Annotated in this window: 19 protein-coding genes; 8 read left to right on the top strand and 11 right to left on the bottom strand. The window is 70.1% G+C overall.

The features are described 5' to 3' along the window. The first annotated feature begins 99 nt into the window (after nucleotides 1–99). Complete coding sequence (locus tag AB0O44_RS13935; protein ID WP_364138299.1) at nucleotides 100–1,392, top strand: PLP-dependent aminotransferase family protein; 1,293 nt, start codon at nucleotides 100–102, stop codon at nucleotides 1,390–1,392. A gap of 42 nt (nucleotides 1,393–1,434) precedes the next feature. Beyond that, nucleotides 1,435–1,866 carry a universal stress protein gene (locus AB0O44_RS13930; RefSeq protein ID WP_290257219.1) on the top strand — a complete coding sequence of 144 codons (432 nt, stop codon included), beginning with the start codon at nucleotides 1,435–1,437 and terminating at the stop codon, nucleotides 1,864–1,866. A 40-nt stretch (nucleotides 1,867–1,906) separates the two neighbouring features. On the opposite strand, the gene AB0O44_RS13925 is transcribed toward AB0O44_RS13930, so the two are convergent. Then, nucleotides 1,907–3,508 (bottom strand): AMP-binding protein, encoded by a 1,602-nt coding sequence (locus tag AB0O44_RS13925; RefSeq protein ID WP_364138296.1) that lies wholly within the window; start codon nucleotides 3,506–3,508, stop codon nucleotides 1,907–1,909. 233 nt (nucleotides 3,509–3,741) lie between these two features. On the opposite strand from AB0O44_RS13925, the gene AB0O44_RS13920 reads away from it, so the two are divergent. After that, on the top strand, nucleotides 3,742–4,080 hold the full coding sequence (locus AB0O44_RS13920) for a hypothetical protein (protein WP_364138461.1): 339 nt from the start codon (nucleotides 3,742–3,744) through the stop codon (nucleotides 4,078–4,080). A gap of 93 nt (nucleotides 4,081–4,173) precedes the next feature. Here the strand turns inward: AB0O44_RS13920 and AB0O44_RS13915 are convergent, their stop codons facing one another. The 4 genes from AB0O44_RS13915 to AB0O44_RS13900 all read right to left on the bottom strand — a co-directional run bounded on the left by AB0O44_RS13915 (nucleotide 4,174) and on the right by AB0O44_RS13900 (nucleotide 9,195). After that, nucleotides 4,174–5,703, bottom strand: coding sequence for a dihydrolipoamide acetyltransferase family protein (locus tag AB0O44_RS13915; protein WP_364138293.1), 1,530 nt, complete (start codon nucleotides 5,701–5,703; stop codon nucleotides 4,174–4,176). A gap of 11 nt (nucleotides 5,704–5,714) precedes the next feature. Then, nucleotides 5,715–6,695, bottom strand: coding sequence for an alpha-ketoacid dehydrogenase subunit beta (locus AB0O44_RS13910; RefSeq protein WP_364138290.1), 981 nt, complete (start codon nucleotides 6,693–6,695; stop codon nucleotides 5,715–5,717). Continuing rightward, the gene (pdhA, locus tag AB0O44_RS13905; protein ID WP_364138287.1) at nucleotides 6,692–7,930 is read right to left on the bottom strand and encodes a pyruvate dehydrogenase (acetyl-transferring) E1 component subunit alpha; all 1,239 of its coding nucleotides are present in this window, start codon (nucleotides 7,928–7,930) and stop codon (nucleotides 6,692–6,694) included. The genes AB0O44_RS13910 and pdhA overlap by 4 nt, the downstream gene beginning before the upstream one ends. A 146-nt stretch (nucleotides 7,931–8,076) precedes the next feature. Beyond that, the gene (locus tag AB0O44_RS13900; RefSeq protein ID WP_364138284.1) at nucleotides 8,077–9,195 is read right to left on the bottom strand and encodes a histidinol-phosphate transaminase; all 1,119 of its coding nucleotides are present in this window, start codon (nucleotides 9,193–9,195) and stop codon (nucleotides 8,077–8,079) included. Between the two features lie 59 nt (nucleotides 9,196–9,254). On the opposite strand from AB0O44_RS13900, the gene AB0O44_RS13895 reads away from it, so the two are divergent. Next, a complete protein-coding gene (locus AB0O44_RS13895; RefSeq protein WP_290257213.1) occupies nucleotides 9,255–9,680 on the top strand; it encodes a phage holin family protein in 426 nt (141 codons plus the stop codon). Here AB0O44_RS13895 and AB0O44_RS13890 read toward each other — a convergent pair. Both AB0O44_RS13890 and AB0O44_RS13885 read right to left on the bottom strand, forming a co-directional pair. Beyond that, on the bottom strand, nucleotides 9,625–11,073 hold the full coding sequence (locus tag AB0O44_RS13890) for a hypothetical protein (protein WP_364138281.1): 1,449 nt from the start codon (nucleotides 11,071–11,073) through the stop codon (nucleotides 9,625–9,627). The two genes, AB0O44_RS13895 and AB0O44_RS13890, sit on opposite strands and share 56 nt — an antisense overlap. A gap of 14 nt (nucleotides 11,074–11,087) precedes the next feature. After that, the gene (locus AB0O44_RS13885) at nucleotides 11,088–11,387 is read right to left on the bottom strand and encodes a hypothetical protein (protein WP_364138278.1); all 300 of its coding nucleotides are present in this window, start codon (nucleotides 11,385–11,387) and stop codon (nucleotides 11,088–11,090) included. Between the two features lie 233 nt (nucleotides 11,388–11,620). Here AB0O44_RS13885 and purB point away from each other — a divergent pair, with 233 nt between their 5' ends. The 4 genes from purB to AB0O44_RS13865 all read left to right on the top strand — a co-directional run bounded on the left by purB (nucleotide 11,621) and on the right by AB0O44_RS13865 (nucleotide 15,456). Then, nucleotides 11,621–13,072 carry an adenylosuccinate lyase gene (gene purB / locus AB0O44_RS13880; RefSeq protein WP_364138275.1) on the top strand — a complete coding sequence of 484 codons (1,452 nt, stop codon included), beginning with the start codon at nucleotides 11,621–11,623 and terminating at the stop codon, nucleotides 13,070–13,072. A gap of 109 nt (nucleotides 13,073–13,181) precedes the next feature. After that, entirely contained in the window at nucleotides 13,182–14,069 is an 888-nt protein-coding gene (locus tag AB0O44_RS13875) for an endonuclease/exonuclease/phosphatase family protein (protein ID WP_364138272.1), read from the top strand. 42 nt (nucleotides 14,070–14,111) lie between these two features. Next, on the top strand, nucleotides 14,112–14,810 hold the full coding sequence (locus AB0O44_RS13870) for a histidine phosphatase family protein (protein WP_290257208.1): 699 nt from the start codon (nucleotides 14,112–14,114) through the stop codon (nucleotides 14,808–14,810). Nucleotides 14,811–14,952: 142 nt separating this feature from the next. Further along, the gene (locus AB0O44_RS13865) at nucleotides 14,953–15,456 is read left to right on the top strand and encodes a GNAT family N-acetyltransferase (protein WP_290257207.1); all 504 of its coding nucleotides are present in this window, start codon (nucleotides 14,953–14,955) and stop codon (nucleotides 15,454–15,456) included. 25 nt (nucleotides 15,457–15,481) lie between these two features. Here the strand turns inward: AB0O44_RS13865 and AB0O44_RS13860 are convergent, their stop codons facing one another. The 4 genes from AB0O44_RS13860 to AB0O44_RS13845 all read right to left on the bottom strand — a co-directional run bounded on the left by AB0O44_RS13860 (nucleotide 15,482) and on the right by AB0O44_RS13845 (nucleotide 19,117). Then, nucleotides 15,482–15,874 (bottom strand): nuclear transport factor 2 family protein, encoded by a 393-nt coding sequence (locus tag AB0O44_RS13860; RefSeq protein ID WP_290257206.1) that lies wholly within the window; start codon nucleotides 15,872–15,874, stop codon nucleotides 15,482–15,484. A 116-nt stretch (nucleotides 15,875–15,990) separates the two neighbouring features. Beyond that, nucleotides 15,991–17,178: a 4-hydroxybenzoate 3-monooxygenase gene (locus tag AB0O44_RS13855; RefSeq protein ID WP_364138268.1), complete on the bottom strand. Its 1,188-nt coding sequence runs from the start codon at nucleotides 17,176–17,178 to the stop codon at nucleotides 15,991–15,993. 103 nt (nucleotides 17,179–17,281) lie between these two features. Continuing rightward, nucleotides 17,282–18,058 (bottom strand): IclR family transcriptional regulator, encoded by a 777-nt coding sequence (locus AB0O44_RS13850; protein ID WP_364138265.1) that lies wholly within the window; start codon nucleotides 18,056–18,058, stop codon nucleotides 17,282–17,284. A gap of 30 nt (nucleotides 18,059–18,088) precedes the next feature. Then, nucleotides 18,089–19,117 carry an FUSC family protein gene (locus AB0O44_RS13845; RefSeq protein ID WP_364138458.1) on the bottom strand — a complete coding sequence of 343 codons (1,029 nt, stop codon included), beginning with the start codon at nucleotides 19,115–19,117 and terminating at the stop codon, nucleotides 18,089–18,091. Between the last annotated feature and the right edge of the window lie 212 nt (nucleotides 19,118–19,329).

Raw genomic sequence — 19,329 nt, 5'->3', positions numbered from 1 at the left:
AAGCCCCCGGCCGGCCGCTGGCTGCCGGGGGCTTTCGTGTGCGCGCGATCTTGTGAACAAAAGTTTTCCCTATAACAACAAGCGCTGTATCCTGAGGGTGTGACCCACGAAACACTTGATGCCGCCGGCGCCGTCCTGCCGGCCGAGGCCATTGACGCAATCGAACGCGCGGCTACGTCCGCCCACCGCCACGAGGAACTCTTCTCGGAGCGCGCAGCAAACATCAAGCAGTCGGCCGTGCGGGACGTCTTTGACATCTCCCTCCGGCCCGGGCTGGTCTCCCTCGCCGGGGGCAGCCCGTACCTCCAGTCCCTCCCCCTGGACCGGCTCGCGGAATCGGCGGCCCGGATCATCGCCGAGGAGGGCCTGACCGCCCTCCAGTACGGCGGCGGCCAGGGCACCGAGGAACTCCGCCGCCAGATCTGCGAGGTGATGGCCGCCGAGGGAATCCTCGACGCAGCCCCAGAGAACATCGTCATCACGGCGGGCTCCCAGTCCGCCCAGGACGTGGCCACCAAGGTCTTTTGCAACCCCGGCGACGTCGTCCTGGTGGAGGACCCCACCTACGTCGGCGCGCTGAACACCTTCGAGGCCTACCAGGTGGAGGTGGCCACCATTCCGATGGACGGCGACGGCATCGTCCCGGAGCAGCTGGAGGCCAGGATCCTCGCCCTGCAGGCCGAGGGCAAGAACATCAAGTTCCTCTACACCATCCCCAGCTTCAACAACCCCTCCGGCATCACCCTGGCCGCCGAGCGCCGGCAGCGGGTCGTGGATATATGCCGTAACGCGAATATCATCATCCTGGAAGACAACCCCTACGGGCTGCTGCGCTTTGACGGCCACCCGCTGACGCCGCTGCGGGCCGGGAACCCGGACGACGTCATCTACATGGGGTCCTTCTCCAAGATCTTCGCCCCCGGCCTGCGGATCGGCTGGGCGCTGGTCCCCGCGCACCTGCAGCGCCGCTACTACCTGGCCTCCGAGGCGGTCACCCTGTGCCCACCGACGCTGAACCAGATGCTGGTCTCGGCCTACCTCCGCGACTACGACTGGCAGGGCCAGATCGCCACCTACCGTGGCCTCTACCGGGAGCGGTGCGAGGCGATGCTGGCGGCCCTGGAGGAGTACATGCCGGAGGGGCTCAGCTGGACCCGGCCCGAGGGCGGCTTCTTCGTCTGGGTCACCCTACCGGCGGGCATCGACACCTACCCGCTGCTGCAGAAGGCGATCGACGCCGGGGTGGTCTTCATCCCGGGCGCCGCGTTCAGCCCCTCCGACGAGCCCTCGAACAAGCTGCGGCTCGCGTTCAGCGCCGTCCCGGCCGAGGCGATCGAGGAAGGCGTCCGCAGACTGGCGCCGGTCCTGCGGGAAGCCGTCGGGGCGTTGTAGCCTGAACTGATTGTCTGGCCCGCCTGAATTAGAGGAGACCTCATGTCCGGAATCATCGTCGTCGGCGTCGACGGCAGCGAGACTGCCCTGCGCGCCGCGCACACCGCGCGCGATTTGGCCGCCTCCCTCGGTGCCACCCTCCACGTCGTCAGCGCCTTCGACAGCGACCGGACGCAGGTGTTCGGCAGCGGCAGCGACCAGTGGATCGTCTCCGACGCCGGCGACGCCGAGACGGTCGCCAAAGGCGTGGCCGAGAAGCTGCAGTCCGAAGGCACCCCCGTGACCTACTCCGCGGCGCGCGGCAAGCCCGCCGAGGCCCTGATCCAGGAGGCCGAGCGCACCGGCGCCCGAATGATCGTGGTCGGCAACCGCCGGATGCGCGGCCTGGGCCGCGTGCTGGGGAGCGTTGCGAACAGCGTGGCCCACAACGCCCCCTGCGACGTCTACATCGCCAAGACCGACTCGCCGGAATAGCGGCGCCGGCCGCCCGGGCGGCTCAGGTTTTACGGCCGGCTCAGGCCTGCGGCGCCGGGTGCGGATTCTTCAGCACCCGGCGTAGGATCTTGCCCGACGCCGACTTCGGCACCGCGTCGATGAACTGCACCCGGCGGATCTTCTTGAACGGGGCGACCTTCGCGGCCACGAAGTCCTCGACGGCCACCTCGTCCAGCGCGTCGCCGTCGGGCCCGGGCTGGCGCACCACGAAGGCCATGGGAACCTCCTGGCCGTCCTCGTCGACGCTGCCGATCACGGCGGCGTCCGCGATGCCCGGGTGGGTCAGCAGCAGCGCCTCGAGCTCGGCCGGGGCGATCTGGTAGCCCTTGTACTTGATCAGTTCCTTGAGCCGGTCAACGATCGTGACCAGTCCGTCGGCGCGGACCGTGGCGATGTCCCCGGTGTGCAGGAACCCGTCCGCGTCCAGGGTGTCCGCGGTCTCCTGGGGCCGGTTCAGGTACCCGAGCATCACGTTCGGGCCGCGGCACAGCAGGTGTCCGGGGGCGCTCGTGCCCTCGGCGGGAATCTCGATCTCTTCCCCGCTGGCGGGGTCCACCAGGCGGCACTCCATGTTAGGGATGGTGTAGCCCACCGAGCTGACCGGAACGTCGTCGGCCTCTAGGGGCGTTACGTGTGAGATCGGGCTCATCTCGGTCATGCCGTAGCCCTGGAGCACCCGGCAGCCCAGGCGCTCGGCGAGCCGGGTGCCGAGTTCGCCGTCCAGCGGCGCCGCGCCGGACATGGTGGTGCGCACGGATCCGAGGTCGTACTCGGCCACCATGGGGTGCTTGGCCAGGGCCACGGCCACGGGCGGGGCGATGAAGAGGAAGCTGCAGCGCTGCTCCTGGATCAGCCTGAGGAACTCCGCGAGATCGAACCTGGGCATGGTGACCAGCCGGGCGCCCTCGCGCAGGGCCAGGTTCAGCAGCACCGTCAGGCCGTAGATGTGGAAGAACGGCAGGACCGCCAGGACCCGGTCCTCGGCGGTGACCTTGAGCAGGTTCCGGGACTGTTCGACGTTGGCCACCAGATTGCGGTGGCTGAGCATCACGCCCTTGGGCCGGCCGGTGGTGCCGGAGGAATAGGGCAGCACGGCGATGTGCCTGGCCGGGTCGAAGCTGACCTCAGGGGCGGGTTCCCCGGCGGTCAGCAGGTCCCGCAGCGAGGGGTGCCCCTCGGCGCCGTCGAGCACCACCAGCCGGTCGGCGGGAATGCCCGCCTCCTGCGCCGCGGCGCGTGCGGCCGGGAGCAGCGCCGAGACGGTGAAGAGCCAGTCTGCGCCGGCGTCGTCGAGCTGCTTGGCGGTTTCCTCGGCCGTGTACAGGGAGTTGACAGTGGTGACGGTGGCGCCGGCCCGAAGCAGGCCGTGGAAGACGACGGCGAAGGCCGGGGTGTTTGGGCAGAGGATTGCCGCGACGCCGCCGACGCCGAGGCCCCGGGCCGCAACGGCTCCGGCGACGGCGTTGACCCCGTCGCGCAGTTCCCGGTAGCTGGTCTCCGCGCCGCTGCTTCCGTCCACCAGCGCCACCCGGTCCAAGGCGGCGTCGTCGAGGCCGGCAAAAAGGTAGTCGTAGAGGCTGACGTCGGGAATGTCTACGGCGGGGAACGGACTCCGGAACACCACTATCTCCTTTGATCGGTGAGGACCGCACCGCGGCGGCTGGTGCCACTCTAATGCCGCGGGGCGCCGTCGGACAGGAGGGCGGCACTTTGACCGCCGTCACGGTGGCCCGTGGGCAGTCTCACCCGGCTCCGGTCCGGGCCGGCGGTCGGCGCGGCGGTAAAATGGGAGGTGCCCCCGACGGTGCGGACAGTCCTATCCGCCCACGTTTCCGGGAGAATCCTTTGCCTACCCTGCCTACATTGCAACGCCGCCAGCTCGTCGGGCATGACATCCTGCTGGCCCGCCACGGCAACCACATCAGCGCCATGCGCGTGGACCGCGCCGCCGGCCGCGTGGTGGCCTACCTCGACGACGGCAGCGTGGACTCGGCGCCGAACCTTATTTCCCCGTCGCTGCAGATGCCGGCGACGGTGCGCAGCGTGCTGCGGGAGGACTGGAAGTTTCTCTCCATCGTCACCGGCGCGAGCTTCGGCGTGGCCGGCATCATGTTTGCCGCGGCCATTGCCGTCGCGAACTGGGGCGGCAGCCGGGTCATCGGCCAGCTCCTCTCCGGTTACTCCGGAGCGTAGAGCCTCCAGGCGGTTCTGTCTGTCTAACGGGAAGGGGCGGGCGCTCGGGCGGGCGCCCCTTCCCGTTAGTCAGACCCGGTGAGTCGCGCCCGGTTAGTCGAGCAGCAGCGCCGGTTCCTCGAGGATCGAGGCGACGTCAGCCATGAAGCGGGCCGAGAGGTCCCCGTCCACCACGCGGTGGTCGAAGGAGCCGCCGAGCGTGGTGATCCAGCGCGGGATGACTTCGCCGTCCAGTACCCACGGCTTCTGCTTGATGGTTCCGAAGGCCACGATCGCCACCTCGCCCGGGTTGATGATCGGGGTGCCGGTGTCGATGCCGAGGGCGCCGATGTTGGTGATGGTCAGGCTGCCGCCCTGCATCTGGGCCGGCTGGGTCTTCCCGGCGCGGGCCGTGGTGGCCAGCTCGTTCAGCGCCAGCGCCAGTTCCTTGAGCGAGAGGTCCTGGGCGTTCTTGATGTTCGGCACCATGAGCCCGCGCGGCGTGGCCGCGGCGATGCCCAGGTTCATGAAGTGCTTGACGTGGATCTCCGCGGAGTCGCTGCCGTCCTTGGCGTCCACCCAGCTGGCGTTGACGCTGGGGTTTCGCGCCGCGGCCCAGATGACGGCCTTGGCCAGGATCAGCAGGGGCGAGACCTTGATGCCCTCGAAGTCGCGGGAGGCCTTCAGCCGCTTGACGAACTCCATGGTGCGGCTGGCGTCCACGTCGACGAAGATGCTCACATGCGGGGCGGCGAAGGCCGACTCGACCATGGCCCGGGCGGTGGCCTTGCGGACACCCTTGACCGGGATCTTCTCGATCCGCTGTTCCTGCGGCCGGCCGGTCTTGCCCCAGAAGGTGTCCGCCTTGTCCAGCTCGGCGTCGCGCTGCGCCTGGTAGCTGACCAGGTCCTCGCGGGTTACCTCGCCGCGGGCGCCGGTGGGGACGACGTCGGCCAGGTCGATGCCGAGGTCTCGGGCGATCTTCCGGACCGGCGGCTTGGCCAGGACCTTGGAGACGAGGCCGGTGATGGCTCCGCCGAGGGTGGGGCGCGGGTCGGCCCCGGCAACGGGCGCCTGGGGCCCGCGTCCGGAGTGGCTGACGGCTGCCGGGTCGATCCAGATGTCGTGCGACTCGACCGGCTCGGCGGGGGCTGCGGCCGCGGCGGTGGCCGCGGGGGCTGCGGGGGCGGAGGTCCGGCGGCGGCGCTTCACGGCGTCGGCCTTGGGGCCGGAGCCAACCAGCGGGCCGCCGGCGGGGCGGCCGTCGGCTTCTGCGGCGGGCTCGGCGTCGCCGCCCGGGGTGAGCGTGCCATACATCGGAGCCGGTTCCGGTGCCTCCGGCGCCTGTGTAAGGTCGGGGGCGGGCGCCGCGGAAGCCGCCGGGGCGGGTGCCGTGGGGGCGCCGGCGTCGGCCACGCTGATGATGGGGGTGCCGACGTCGACCGTCACGCCCTCGGCGACCAGCAACTCCGCAACCGTCCCGGCGTACGGCGACGGGAGTTCGACGATTGACTTGGCGGTCTCGATCTCGCAGAGGATGTCGTTGACGGCCACCGTGTCGCCGGCCTTGACCTTCCAGGAGACGATTTCAGCCTCGGTCAGGCCCTCGCCGACGTCCGGGAGGTTGAACTTGTTTACGGTCATGGTGCTCCCCGTCAGTAGGCGAGGGCGCGTTCGAGCGCCTCAAGAATGCGGTCGATGTCCGGCAGGTAATCTTCCTCGACCTTGGCCACCGGGTAGGGCATGTGGAAGCCGCCGACGCGCAGCACCGGGGCCTCCAGGGAGTGGAAGGCCCGCTCGCTGACGCGCGCCGCGATCTCGCCGCCGATGCCGCCGAAGGTGGGGGCCTCGTGTGTGATGATCAGCCTGCCGGTCTTCTTCACGGACGCGGTGACGGTGTCGAAGTCGATCGGTGAGATGGAGCGCAGGTCGATCACCTCGACGCTGTGCCCGTCCTCGGCCGCGGCGTTGGCGGCGGCGAGGGCCACGGGCACCAGCGGGCCGTAGGCAACCACCGTGGCGTCGGTTCCCTCGCGCAGCACATGGGCGGCAAACGGGTCGGCGGAGCGGCCCGGGGCGGCGGTGTCGACGTCGCCCTTGAGCCAGTAGCGGCGCTTCGGCTCGAAGACGATCACCGGGTCCTGGCAATCGACGGCCTGCTGGATCATCCAGTAGGCGTCGTGCGGGTTGGACGGGGTGATGATCCGGATCCCGGCGGTGTGTGCGAACAGTGCCTCGGGAGACTCGGAGTGGTGCTCGATCGAGCCGATGCCGCCGCCGTAGGGGATGCGGATGACCACGGGGACCGTGAGGTTGCCGTTGCTGCGCGAGTGCATCTTGGCCAGCTGGGTGGTGATCTGGTTGAAGCCCGGGAAGACGAAGCCGTCGAACTGGATCTCGCAGACGGGCCGGAAGCCGCTGAGGGCCAGGCCGATCGCGGTGCCGATGATGCCGGATTCGGCCAGCGGGGTGTCGACGACGCGGTCGGCGCCAAACTCGCCGATCAGGCCGTCGGTGACCCGGTAGACGCCGCCCAGGGGTCCGATGTCCTCGCCCATGAGCAGGGTGCGCGGGTTGCCGGCCAGGGTGGCGCGCAGGCCCTCGTTGATGGCCTTGGCAATGGTCATGGTGGTCATCGGCTGGCTGCCCCGTCTGTCGCTGTGCCCTGGGTCCCGGAGTCCTCGGCCTCCGCCGCCTCATCGGCGAAGCCGGCGCTGTAGTCCTCGAACCACGCCAGTTCCTCGGCCACCAGGGGGTGGGCCTCGGCGTAGGTGTTCGCGAAGGCCTGCCGGATGTCCGGGGTCTCCAGGTCGTGGGTGGTCTTGCGGACGTAGGCGGCGAGCTCGTCGCCGTCGGCCTTGACCTGCTCAAAGAAGGCGTCGTCCGCGAGGCCCTCGGCCCGCAGGTACTTCTCGAGCCGCTCCAGCGGATCCTTGGCCCGCCACTGCGCCTCTTCCTCCGAGCCGCGGTACTTGGTGGGGTCATCCGCCGTGGTGTGGGCGCCCACCCGGTAGGTGAAGGCCTCGATCAGCACCGGGCTCTCGCCCCGCCGGGCCCGGTCCAGGGCCCATTCGGTCACGGCGTGCACCGCGATGACGTCGTTCCCGTCCACCCGGATGCCCGGGAAGCCGTAGCCCTTGGCGCGGTTGGAGAGCGGAATCCGGGTCTGCACCGTGGTGGGGACCGAGATGGCCCAGTGGTTGTTCTGGCAGAAGAAGACAACGGGGGCGTTGAACGAGGACGCGAAGACCATCGACTCGTGGACGTCACCCTCGGAGCTGGCGCCGTCGCCGAAGTAGACCATGACGGCGGCCTTCTCCCCGGTCGGGGCCAGCTTCTGCTCGCGCTGGATGCCCATGGCGTAGCCGACGGCGTGCGGCGTCTGGGCTGCCAGGACCAGCGTGTACAGGTGGAAGTTGGTGTCCTTGGGGTTCCAGCCGCCGTTGGACACCCCGCGGAACTGCCGCAGCAGCTCGGCCAGGTCCACGTTCCGCGTCAGGGCGACGCCGTGTTCCCGGTAGGTGGGGAAGATGTAGTCCTGCGGCTGGCTGGCCCGGCCCGAGCCGATCTGCGCGGCTTCCTGGCCGGTCAGCGGCACCCAGAGGGCCAGCTGGCCCTGGCGCTGCAGTGCGGTGGCCTCGACGTCGAACCGGCGGATCTTGGCCATGTCCGCGTAGAAGCCCCTCAGCTTCCCGGGGTCCAGGCGGGCGGCGTACTCGGAGAACACCGGGTCAGTCCCCAGGGTCCCGTCCGGGCGCAGGAGCTGGACCATGGGGACGTCGGGGTCGCCCAGGACAGCCTCGGCCTGCGCCTCGCGGCGGTCATCCGTGTCGGTTCCGTCGAACTCGGTGGAGGGCAGTTGTGTACCCATACCGTCTCCTTGCCTGCCGCATCCGGGGCGCTGCACTCGGTGGAAGATATGCCGCACCGGGAATACATCCCGGTTCCGGCATACATGATGGCTTACTCGTCCCCACAGTACCCTCCGCGGGCGGCCGCAGGGGGTGATGTTTACCGCTAGGAACGCTGCGGGGCTTTTGTATAGTTCGCACACAGTTCGAGGAAGCGGGTGTTGGCTTCCGTCTCGCCGATGCTGACCCGCACACCCTCGTCGCCGAAGGCCCGGACGGAGAGCGCCTGTTCCCCCGCCAGTGCGGCAAATTCGCCGCTGTTGGCCCCGAGGTTCAGCCACACAAAGTTGCCCTGGGCCTCGGGAACGAACCAGCCGAGGTCCCGCAGGCCTGCCGTTACCCGGTCCCGTTCGTCGACCAGGCTTTGTACCCTTTCTACAACCTGGTGGTAGTGCAGGAGGGAGGCGACCGCGGCGTCCTCACCCAGCTGGGATACGGCGAACGGGGTGGCCGTGACGCGCAGGTGCTGGGTCAGCTCGGGCTGGGAGACGCTATAGCCAACCCGGAGGCCGGCCAGGCCGTGAGCCTTGGAGAAGGTCCGGAGCACCACCACGTTGGGGTATTTGCGGTACATCTCGATGCCGTCCACGGCATCCTCGGCCCGGACGAACTCCTGGTAGGCCTCGTCGATCACGACGACGACGTCCGCGGGCACGGAGTTGAGGAACCGCTCCGTCTCTTCGGTGGTGAGGATGGGCCCGGTGGGGTTGTTCGGGGTGCAGAGCAGGATCATCTTTGTCCGGACAGTGACGGCTGCGGCCATGGCGTCCAGGTCGTGGCGTCCGTCCGCGGTGAGCGGGATGCGGACGCTCTCGGCACCGGCGAGGCCGACGCTGATGGGGTAGGCCTCGAAGGAGCGCCAGGCGTAGATGACCTCGTCGGCCTTGCCGTCGTCGTTCTGGCCGGCGAAGGTGGCCAGCAGCTGGTTCAGGGCGCCGAGGCTGCCGGCGCCGGTGACGATGTCCTCGGCCGGGACCTCGAGGAAATCGGCGAGCGCGGCGCGGAGTTTGCTGCTGAGCGGGTCCGGGTAGCGGTTGAAGTCGGTCCGCGCCGCGATGGCCTGCTGCACTGCAGGGATCGGCGGAAGCGGGTTTTCATTGGAGGAAAGCTTGTAGCTGACCAGCCCCTCGACGGGAGCCGGCGGCTTGCCGGCGGCGTATCGGGGAAGCAGGTCCACCACCGGCCGCGGGCGAATTCCGCCGGCCAGGCTGTCAGAAGAAGTCATGCCCCCTAGCCTACGACGCCACCCTGCCCGTGCGTCCGGTGATGTGACAGCATGGGACCATGCGCTCTCTCTTTGTGCGGGTCATCGTCAATGCCCTGGCCCTCTGGGTGGCCAGCTGGATCCTGCCGGGACTGAATATCTCCACCACGGCCACCACCGGCGCCGTCGCGGACCAGGGGGTCACGCAGGGCACGGAGACCATCGGCATCATCCTGGCCTACCTGTTCATCGGCCTGATCTTCGGCTTGGTCAACGCCTTCGTCAAGCCGCTGGTCAGCCTGCTGTCACTGCCGATCACCATCCTCACCCTGGGCCTGTTCACCGTTGTGATCAACGCGGCCATGCTGTACCTGACGGCCTGGCTGAGTTCCTACACGCCGGTGCACTTCACCATCGACTCCTTCTTCTGGACCGCCGTCCTGGCCGCCATCATCGTGACCCTGGTGTCGCTGGTGGCCGGCCGGCTTCCCGGTGGCCGCCGCTGACCATACCGCCGGCGTCGGCCCTGACGCTCCCCCCTCCCGCCGGTACGGGGCGTGCCTCGCGGCGGAGCGCGAACCGGGTGACGGCCGCCGTCCCGCCCGTACCCACCACGGCCGCGAGCGCGGCGGTGGACGCCTGCAGCGACGGGTCACGGGAAGCTTCGACGGCGGCGGCGCCGGCCTCGTAGTTCCCCAGCCGGTGCCCCGGCCCCAGGCCGAAGTCCTTTGGCGCCGGGACGCTCAGGGCGTTGGTCAGGGTGGCCGTGACCCGGTCGCGGGTGTCCGCGTTCGGGGCGCCGTCGGCCCCGGGCACCCAGTCCTCCCGATGTTCCAGGTGCAGGCTGCTGATCCCCGGGGCGGGGCTGATCCCGCCGACCGGCGACCCGGCCGTCAGGACGTACTTGAGGTCGAATTCGGCCAGGAATGCCTTGTCCCGGCTGAGGTTCATGGCGTGGATGCCGCCCTGGCTGTAGCCGACGGCCACCAGCTGATCGCCCGCCTCCGCGCCGGCCTCACGCAGTGCGCACCTGATGGCGGCTGTTGTTTCGACGGAGTCATAGCCCAGCGCCTCCGCGATGCCGGCCGTGTCGAAGGGGTTGGTTCCGGCGGGAAGACCGCCCAGTTGCGTCCCCGGGACCAGCACCACCCAGGCAGGGCCGCCGGCGGCATCGACCCTGATGACCTCGATCTCACCCGGCGTCCGGTCCACGTCCTCGGTACGGCGGAGCAGTCCGGCCGGCGTCAGGTCCACGGTTTCGGTGCTGGTGCCCCCGGCGGTGGCCGAGACCGGACGGGGCTTGAGGAAGCCGAGCCCGGGCTCGTCCGTCAGCGCCCTGACCAGGCCACCGATCGAGGACGAGCCGGGAACCCCGGCGAGCGCTCCGGCCAGCGGGAGCGGCAGGCCCAGCAGCAGCGCCAGGCTCCCCGGTGAGGCGAGCCCGGTTTCGAACCGGTCGCGGACCCCGGGGAGGCCCAGAACCCCGCCGACGGATCCGTACTCGGGTCCGGCCAGGCCCATCCTCAGCAGCAGGGCGTTTCGGGCCTCGGTGAACTCGTAGTCCCGGTGGCTGGCCCGGACCTGGGCGGCGATGTGTTCCAGCTCGGCCCGGACCCTGCCGATCCCCCGGCCTGCCTCCCCCACAGCGGTGATGGCTTCACTGCCGCTGCGGTAGGCGTCCTGCTGATAGGGGAACAGGGAGCGGCGGATCCCGTCCGCCTCCGCTTCAACGGCGTAGAGGTCCCGCACCGAGGCGTCCAGGGCTGCCGCGCCGGCCAGCAGTTCTTCGAATTGGAAGGCCACGCCGCCCACCCCGCCGCGGATGCGGAGCATGCCGTCCGGGGGCGGGGCCACCGGACGCGGCACCTCGCCGGAACCTGCCGGGCTGAGTTCCGTCATCAGTACCCGTCCTCTCAAAACCCGGACCGGCCGGGGGCGAGGGCCACAAACCGGGCGTGGGCCAGCACCGCCGACGAGGCCTCGAGCAGGCCATCCCGGGCCCGTCGGAGCGAGGCCGCCTGCAGCGAGAGCGTCACCCGGTAGGCCCGCCCGGCCGGCGACTGCCAGGTCTGCAGCTCCAACCGGGCCAGCGCCGCCAGGACGGCGTCCGCCTGCCCGGCGCATCCGGCCACCCGGGCCGCGAGCCGCTGCACCTCGGCGCTGCGGGAGGCGCAGGCCGCCGCGTCCCCGGCCAGCACGGTTGTGGACGTCATCGCGCATCCCTCCTTTCTCCGGCTTAAGCCGGCTTCCTCGTGTTCTCTGCCGTGTGTTCTCTTCCTGGGGTTGCCTCCTGCACACCCCGGCCACAGAACGACGCTAGGGCCACGCACCGGGGGCGGACACGGCACGGTGAGGCTATGTGGACAACGGGCTGCGCCCCGCCCGGGCGGCTGTCATACCACCGCCCGGCTTCGGCCCCGGCGGCACTTCGTGAAAGAATCGGACCATGCCTGAAACTGCTGCCACAGCTGAGACCCGCACGCCGTCCGGACGCCTGGCCCTGGCCGCCTCCGGCACCCCCATCGCCCTGGGACCGCTGGACGGCCGCTACCAGTCCGCCGTCGCGCCTTTGGTGGACTACCTCTCTGAGGCCGCGCTCAACCGCGACCGCGTCGCCGTCGAGGTCGAATGGCTGATCCACCTGACCGGCAACAACGTCCTGCCCGGCGCCGGCCCGCTGTCCGCGGAACAGCAGCAGCAGCTGCGGGACATCGTCACCGAGTTCGACGCCGCCTCGGTGGCCGAACTCGCCGAGATCGAGGCCGTCACCGTCCACGACGTGAAGGCCGTCGAGTACTACATCGGCCGCCGCCTGCCCGGCATCGGGATCGAGCACCTGACCGCAATGGTCCACTTCGGCTGCACGTCGGAGGACATCAACAACCTCTCCTACGCGCTCGGCATCAAGGGCGCCGTCGAGGATGTCTGGCTGCCCGCCGCCCGCACGCTCGTGGCCCAGATCAGCGCCATGGCCGAGGCCAACCGCGCCGTCCCGATGCTCTCCCGCACCCACGGCCAGCCCGCCACCCCCACCACCCTGGGCAAGGAACTGGCCGTCATCGCGCACCGCCTGACCCGCCAGCTGGACCGGATCGCGCGCACCGAATACCTGGGCAAGATCAACGGCGCCACCGGTACCTACGCCGCGCACGTCGCCTCCGTCCCGGGAGCCGACTGGGAAGCCGTCGCGAAGGGCTTCGTCGAGGGCCTCGGCCTTACCTGGAACCCGCTGACCACCCAGATCGAAAGCCACGACTGGCAGGCAGAGCTGTACGCCGACGTCGCCCGCTTCAACCGGATCCTGCACAACGTCTGCACCGACATCTGGAGCTACATCTCGATCGGCTACTTCGCCCAGGTCCCCGTGGCCGGCGCGACCGGCTCCTCGACCATGCCGCACAAGGTCAACCCGATCCGCTTCGAGAACGCCGAGGCGAACCTGGAGATCTCCTCCGGCCTCCTGGACGTGCTCGGCTCCACCCTGGTGACCTCCCGCTGGCAGCGCGACCTCACCGATTCCTCCTCGCAGCGGAACATCGGCGTCGCCTTCGGCCACTCGCTGCTGGCGATCTCCAACGTCGCCAAGGGCCTGGACCGCCTGGACGTGGCAGAGAACGTGCTGGCCGCGGACCTGGACACCAACTGGGAGGTCCTCGGCGAGGCCATCCAGATGGTCATGCGTGCCGAGGCAATCGCTGGCGTGCCGGGCATGGAAAACCCCTACGAGCGGCTGAAGGACCTGACCCGCGGCCAGCGGGTGGACGCCGCCCGGATGCAGGAGTTCGTCCAGGGCCTGGGCCTCTCCGCCGAGGCGGAATCACGCCTGCTGGCGCTCACGCCGGGCCGCTACACCGGCATCGCGGACAGGCTGGTCGATCACCTGGCGGACGGCCGCTAGGTCATTCACGTCGAATTAACCTTCCGGCACATCCGCGTTTACGCCGCCGTCGAGGACCGGCCAGTCGTATCGTGGATTCTGGGACTGTAACCGACACGAGGAGACTCCCTTGCCGAGCGACATAGCGTCGACCGCACGGACCGTTCTGACCGACCCGGACCCCCTGGCGACGGACGCCCCCGAATCTCCGGGGGCGGACGACGCCGCGTTGAGCCTGATGAGCTTCAACATCCGTTGCGATACCAACCACACCCTCCCCGGCCAGGCCGACTACTGGCCTGAGCGGGCACCTGCCCTGCAGGCCGTGCTCGCCGAGGAACTCCCGGACGTCCTGGGCATCCAGGAGGGCCTCGGGCACCAGCTGGCGGTGATCGAAGAGGCGCTGCCGGACCACTACCGGATGATCGGCCAGGGCCGCGACGGCGGCAGCCGTGGTGAGTACTCCTGCATCTTCTACAACTCCCGGCGCCTGCTGCTGCAGGCCTGGGACCAGTTCTGGCTCTCGGACACCCCTGACGTCGCGGGATCCGCCACCTGGGGTAACGACACCACCCGGATCGCCACCTGGGGCCGGTTCGAGGACAGCAGCACCGGCCGGGAGCTGATGGTCCTCAACACGCACTTCGACCACGAGTCGGAGAACGCCCAGCTGCGCAGCGCCGAGGCCATCATCGACCACACGGCCCGCTTCGAACCCGGGCTGCCCACCGTGGTGATGGGCGACTTCAACGCCCGCGCCGGCGCCTCCGGGGCATACTCCACCCTGGTGGACGGCGGCCCGTTCCGGGACTCCTGGCTGGTCGCCAAGCGGCACCTCACCCCGGCGTACGGCACCTTCCCGAACTACAAGGACCCGGTGGTGGGCGAGAGCCGGATCGACTGGATCGCCGTCACCCCCGGCATCCAGGTGGCCGACGCGGCGGTCAACACCTTCCGCCTCGACGACCGCTACCCCAGCGACCACGCCCCGATCCAGGCCACCGTCCTCATCCCCTGACGCCCGGCTCCCCTCGCAGGGTGCGGCGGTAAAATTCGGGCTATGAGGCTCCTCCTGATCAGGCACGGCCAGACGCCGGGCAACGTGCTCGGCCAGCTCGACACGGCGCATCCCGGCCCCGGCCTGACCGAGCTGGGCGAACGGCAGGCGGAGGCCCTGGCCCGTTCCCTGGCGCGGCTGGAAATCAGCCGGCTCTACGCCTCCACTCTGATCCGGACCCAGCTGACCGCCGCCCCGCTGGCCGGCCGCCGCGGACTCGATGTCACGGTCCTGGACGGGCTGCACGAAATCGAGGCGGGCGCGCTGGAGAAGCTCACCGATCGGGAGTCCCACCTGCGCTACCTCGGCACGGTGTTCGGGTGGGCCGCGGGCGAGCTGGACCGGCGGATGCCTACCGGTCCCAGCGGCCACGACTTCTTGGCCCGGTTCGACGACGCCGTCGACCGGATCGCGGCGGCAGCTGCCGGGCCCCGGGGCGGGGCGTCCCCGGGGAGCACGGACGACGGCGGCACGGTCGCCGTCGTCAGCCACGGCGCGGCAATCCGGGTCTGGACCGCCCTGCGCGCGGAGAACGTCGACGCCGGGTTCGCGGCCCGGCACGTCCTGGCCAACACCGGCATCGTGGCCCTGGAGGGCGGCCCCGCGGACGGCTGGCGGATGGTCCACTGGGACGGCAGCCCCGTGGGCGGCCTGGCCCTGGCCGACCCGACGGCGGAGGACCCGGCCGGCGGACCCGCCTGAGGTCCGTTCGGCCTCCACGGCCTCCACGCCCTCCGCGCCGTCACCGCCCCAAGTTCTCCCATCCCTTACCTGCGGGAAACACCGTGGAAACCACCGCTTCCTAGCCTTGGACTGCATAACCCTTCGGTGAAACGAGGCAACGATGCAGACCAACCCGCGGCTTCACATCCGGCAGGTGCCCTGGGCCAACCCCGTGGGCGCAGACCTCCGGGCCGCCCAGCAGGCCGAACTGGACGCACGCTTCGGCCGCCCGGACCACGAGCCGGGCCCGGTACCCTCCGAGTCGGACTCGGCGGTGTTCCTGGTCGCCTATGACAAGGGCTCGGGCCAGCCGGTGGGCTGCGGCGGGCTGCGCCTCCTGGACTCCCGGACCGCCGAGATCAAGCGCCTCTACGTCCTGCCGTACACCCGCGGTTCGGGGGTGGCGAGCTCCATCCTGGCGGCACTGGAGGGGCACGCCCACGCCCTGGGCATCACCAGGCTGACGGCGGAGGCGGGCTCGGTACAGACCGACGGGCGGCAGTTCTACGCCAACTCCGGGTTCGCCCCGGTGCCGAACTTTGGGCCGTACATCGGCGTGGATCACTCCTTCTGCTACGAGAAGACCATCGATTCCCACAGCGCGGCCCACACCGCGATGGCCTGAGGGACACGAGGGCGGGGATGTTCGGTCAGGCCCAGAAATCGTCCGCCGTGGCGGTGTTCTCGAAGTACTCCCTGCCCTCCGCGACCTTCCCGTCCCGGACCACGAAGACGATGACCGAGCCCATGTCCAGGGTTTTGCCGTTACCCTCCGCAACGGTCCGCTGGATCGCTACCGTGTGTTCCTCGCCGCCAACGATGTCCTGGACCTTGGCGTGGAAGTTGCCCTGCGTGCGGGCACCCAGTTCGCCGAAATAGGCGAGAATTGCGTCGCGGCCCTGCTTGGTTCCCGAGAGCACGCCGCTTCCGGCCACGTGCCACACTGCGTCCTCGGCGAAGATTTCGCTGAGTGTCGCCATATCCCCTGAGTTGAAGGCCTCGTACCCCCGTCGGACCAGTTCAACATTGTCTGCGCTTCCCATGATGGACACCTCTCCGTCGTCCTCGTCGGGTCATGGTGGGATGGTTTAAGGCTAGTCCCGTCGCAAGGGAGTGTCGATGGAAGAATGAGTGGCTGACCGCTCCCCGGAGCGCCGCCCTACCGCGCCGACGGCCAGCCGGTGTAGGCCTCGGCGAGGTAGGCGCGGCCGTGCCGGGAGGACACCACGGAGTTCAGCTCGCCCAGCTGCCGGGCCCGGGCGAAGTAGTCCGCACCCTCGGGGGTGTGCAGCATGGAGGTCATCCAGTAGGAGAAGTGCTGGGCCTTCCACACCCGGTCCAGGGCGCGGCTGCTGTAGCGGTCCAGGAGAGCCTCCGACCCGGTCTTGTAGTAGCTGTCCAGTCCCTCGAACAGCACCCGGACGTCAGCGATGGCGAGGTTGAGGCCCTTCGCCCCGGTGGGCGGCACCGTGTGGGCGGCATCCCCGGCCAGGAACAGCTTCTTGTGGCGCATCGGGGCCTGCACGAAGCTGCGGAACTTCAGCACCGTCTTGTCCAGCACAGGACCTTCCTTGAGCTCGAAACCGTTGCCGTTCACCCGGCTGCGGAAGGTCTCCCAGATCCGCTCATCGCTCCAGTTGTTGACGTCCTCGCCCGGATCGCATTGGAAGTACATCCGCTGCACCGTCTCGGTGCGCTGGCTGATCAGCGCGAAGCCGTTCTCCGAGTTGGCGTAGATCAGCTCCTCCGAGCTACGCGGCGCCTCGGCCAGGATGCCGAACCAGGCGAACGGGTACTCGTGGAAGTACCACTTTCGGTACGCCTCCGGGATCTGTCCGCGGCAAAGGCTGCGGGAGCCGTCGGCGCCGACGATGAACTCCGCCCGGAGCGCCACCTCGGTGCCGTCGGCGTCGGTGAACCAGACCCGGGGGTCGCCGTCGAGGTCGTGGATGGCCGTGTCCGTGACTCCGTAGCGCACGTCTCCGCCGTCGGCCTCGCGGCGGGCGGCGAGGTCCTTGAAGACATCGGTCTGGGGGTAGAGCCACACCGATTCCCCGACCAGGTCCTGGAAGTCGATGCGGTGGCTCTCGCCGTTGAAGCGCAGCTCGATCCCGTCGTGCCGGTCCCCGTCGGTGAGCACCCGGTCCGAGACGCCGCTGTCCACCAACAGGTTGACCGTGCCGTGCTCCAGGATACCGGCGCGGACGGTCTCGGCGATCTCCTGCCTGCTGCGCAGCTCCACCACGGTGGACTCGATCCCCTCCCTCGCCAAAAGGTGGGAGAGCATCAGGCCGGCGGGGCCGCCGCCGACGATGGCCACCTGCGTGCGGACGACGTGCCGTGCCATGGGTTCCTCGCTTCATTGCGGGGTCCGGGCGGGCCCGGGGCGGGCGCGGCGCACGGACCGGATCATCACTGCCTCCCAGTGTGCCGCACGGGCGTGACCGGCGTTACACCTGTTCCGTTGAATGGATCGAGGATGCGCGGGTCTCCCCCAGCCGCCGCCCGATGCCCCGCGCGGCGGTCTGCAGCGCGGGCACCAGCGCCTGGAGCCGCATCTCCCGCACGGGAACCACGACGCCGAGCGCGGCCACCGCGCGCTTGCGGGCGTCCCGGACCGGCACCGCGATGCCCCACGTGTCCGGATCCACCACGCCGGAGAGTTCGGCGTAGCCCTGGGCGGCGGCCTGGGCCAGCAGCGCGCGGAGCTCGGCCACGCCCACTTTCCCGGCGGGATCGGCGAAGTCGCGCAGGTACGCCGCCTGGCGGGCGGGCGGCTGGTGGGCCATCAGCACCAGCCCGGCCGAGGAGAGGTGCACGGGCATTCGGCCGGCCACCTTGGCCCGGTTCGCCACCGAGCCGCGCCGGGAGAGTCGTTCGACGAAGAGGGCCTCCGCACCGTCCAGCACCGCCAGGTTCACGTTCTGGTTCAGCACCTGCTGAATGTCCTCCATGAACGGCATCGCCGCCTGCCGCAGGGCCAGGGTGGGCGAGTTCCGGTTTACCAGTTCCCAAAGCCGCAGCCCCAGCCGGACCGACCCGCCGGCACCGAGTTCCAGCAGCCCGTGCCCGGCCAGCTGCCGGACCAGGCGGTGCGCGGTGCTCAGCGGCAGCCCGGCGCGGGCGGCGAGTTCGGAGAGCTGCAGCGCATCCGAACCCTCCGGGATGGCCTCCAGCAGGCGCACCACGCGGTCCACCACCGAATCACCCGATTCGGAATTGGCCATGCCCCACGCTCCCGCCGTCGACGTTTCCTGCTAGCGACCAGTCTTCCACTGCCGCCACAGGGCGGGCGCCAGGACGACGGCAACGCCCACCACGGCACCGATTACGGTCTCGAAGAGCCGGTCCCGGAGCAGCACGCCGGCCGGAACGGGCGCCACCAGGAGGGTGGAGATCAGGGCCAGCGGCGTGACGAAGAGCTGGGCCACCAGGTACTGGCGGGCGATGAACATCTCCGCGCCGTACTGGCAGGCGGCGATCACCAGCACCGTCAGCCAGGGTTCGGGCTGCAGCAGCAAGATCGCCGCGAGCAGCGCCAGGCCCAGGGCCGTGCCCAGTATGCGCTGCAGGCCGCGGCTGATCCGGTGCCGGGTGGTGTGGCCCACCAGGGGCACGACGGCGGCCACCATGGCCCAGTAGTTGTGGCCGATGCCAAGGCGCTGGCCGATCACCGTGGCCAGGATCCCGGACAGGCCCGCGGCCACGAGGTAACCGACGGCCTCCTGCCACGCCGCACGACGCTCCGGCCCGGTCAGGCGGACGGGGGCGGACCAGCTCCACGGCCGCCGCAGGCCGGGAACCACGCGGGAGGACATGCCCACCAGGAGCGAGAACGCGACCGTCAGCACCGCCACCAGCATGCCCTGCCAGAGCGGCGGCTGGTGCGGGACGGAGGCGATCGCCGCGAACGCGAAGATGTGAAACAGGGATCCCGCCGGGCGGAGACGCCACAGGGAGACGATGAGCGAGCAGGCGCCGGCCACCAGGGTGGTCGCCGCGACCTGCAGCCAGATCCGCCCGGCCGGCGTGAACGCGGGCAGCGCGCCGGCGTGCGCGGTCAGGGCAGCCAGCAGGATCACGGCGAGCATCAGCGTTCCCGCGCGCAGCTGCAGCACCAGCCGCCGGCCGTGCGGCTCGTTACGTCCGTAGATCCCGGCGAAGGCGCCGAAGGAGGCGAAGATGGCCAGGTCCAGCCGCTGCAGCAGCACCAGGGTGATCAACGGGACGAAGACGCCGACGGCGCAGCGGAGCGCGGGGTGGTGGTCCTTGTTGGCCGGGCCCATGCTGAAGAACACGGCGAAGAAGTCGGCGAACGGTGCGCGGCGGTCCGCGGCGGATGAGGGATGCACGGGGTGTGAGGGGCCTTCCTTTGCCATTCAGTGAACGACGGCGGCACTGGCATCCCTGACGAGCTTACGCCCGGAAGGTCCCCGCCGCCGCCTCAATTTCCGATCAACGGAAGACCCGGAGGGTGCTTGCGGTGGTAGCGTCGAGC

Origin of the sequence: Arthrobacter sp. NPDC080082, assembly GCF_040686595.1 — a bacterium.
GTDB lineage: Bacteria > Actinomycetota > Actinomycetes > Actinomycetales > Micrococcaceae > Arthrobacter.
This window is presented reverse-complemented; position numbering and strand designations above follow the sequence as displayed.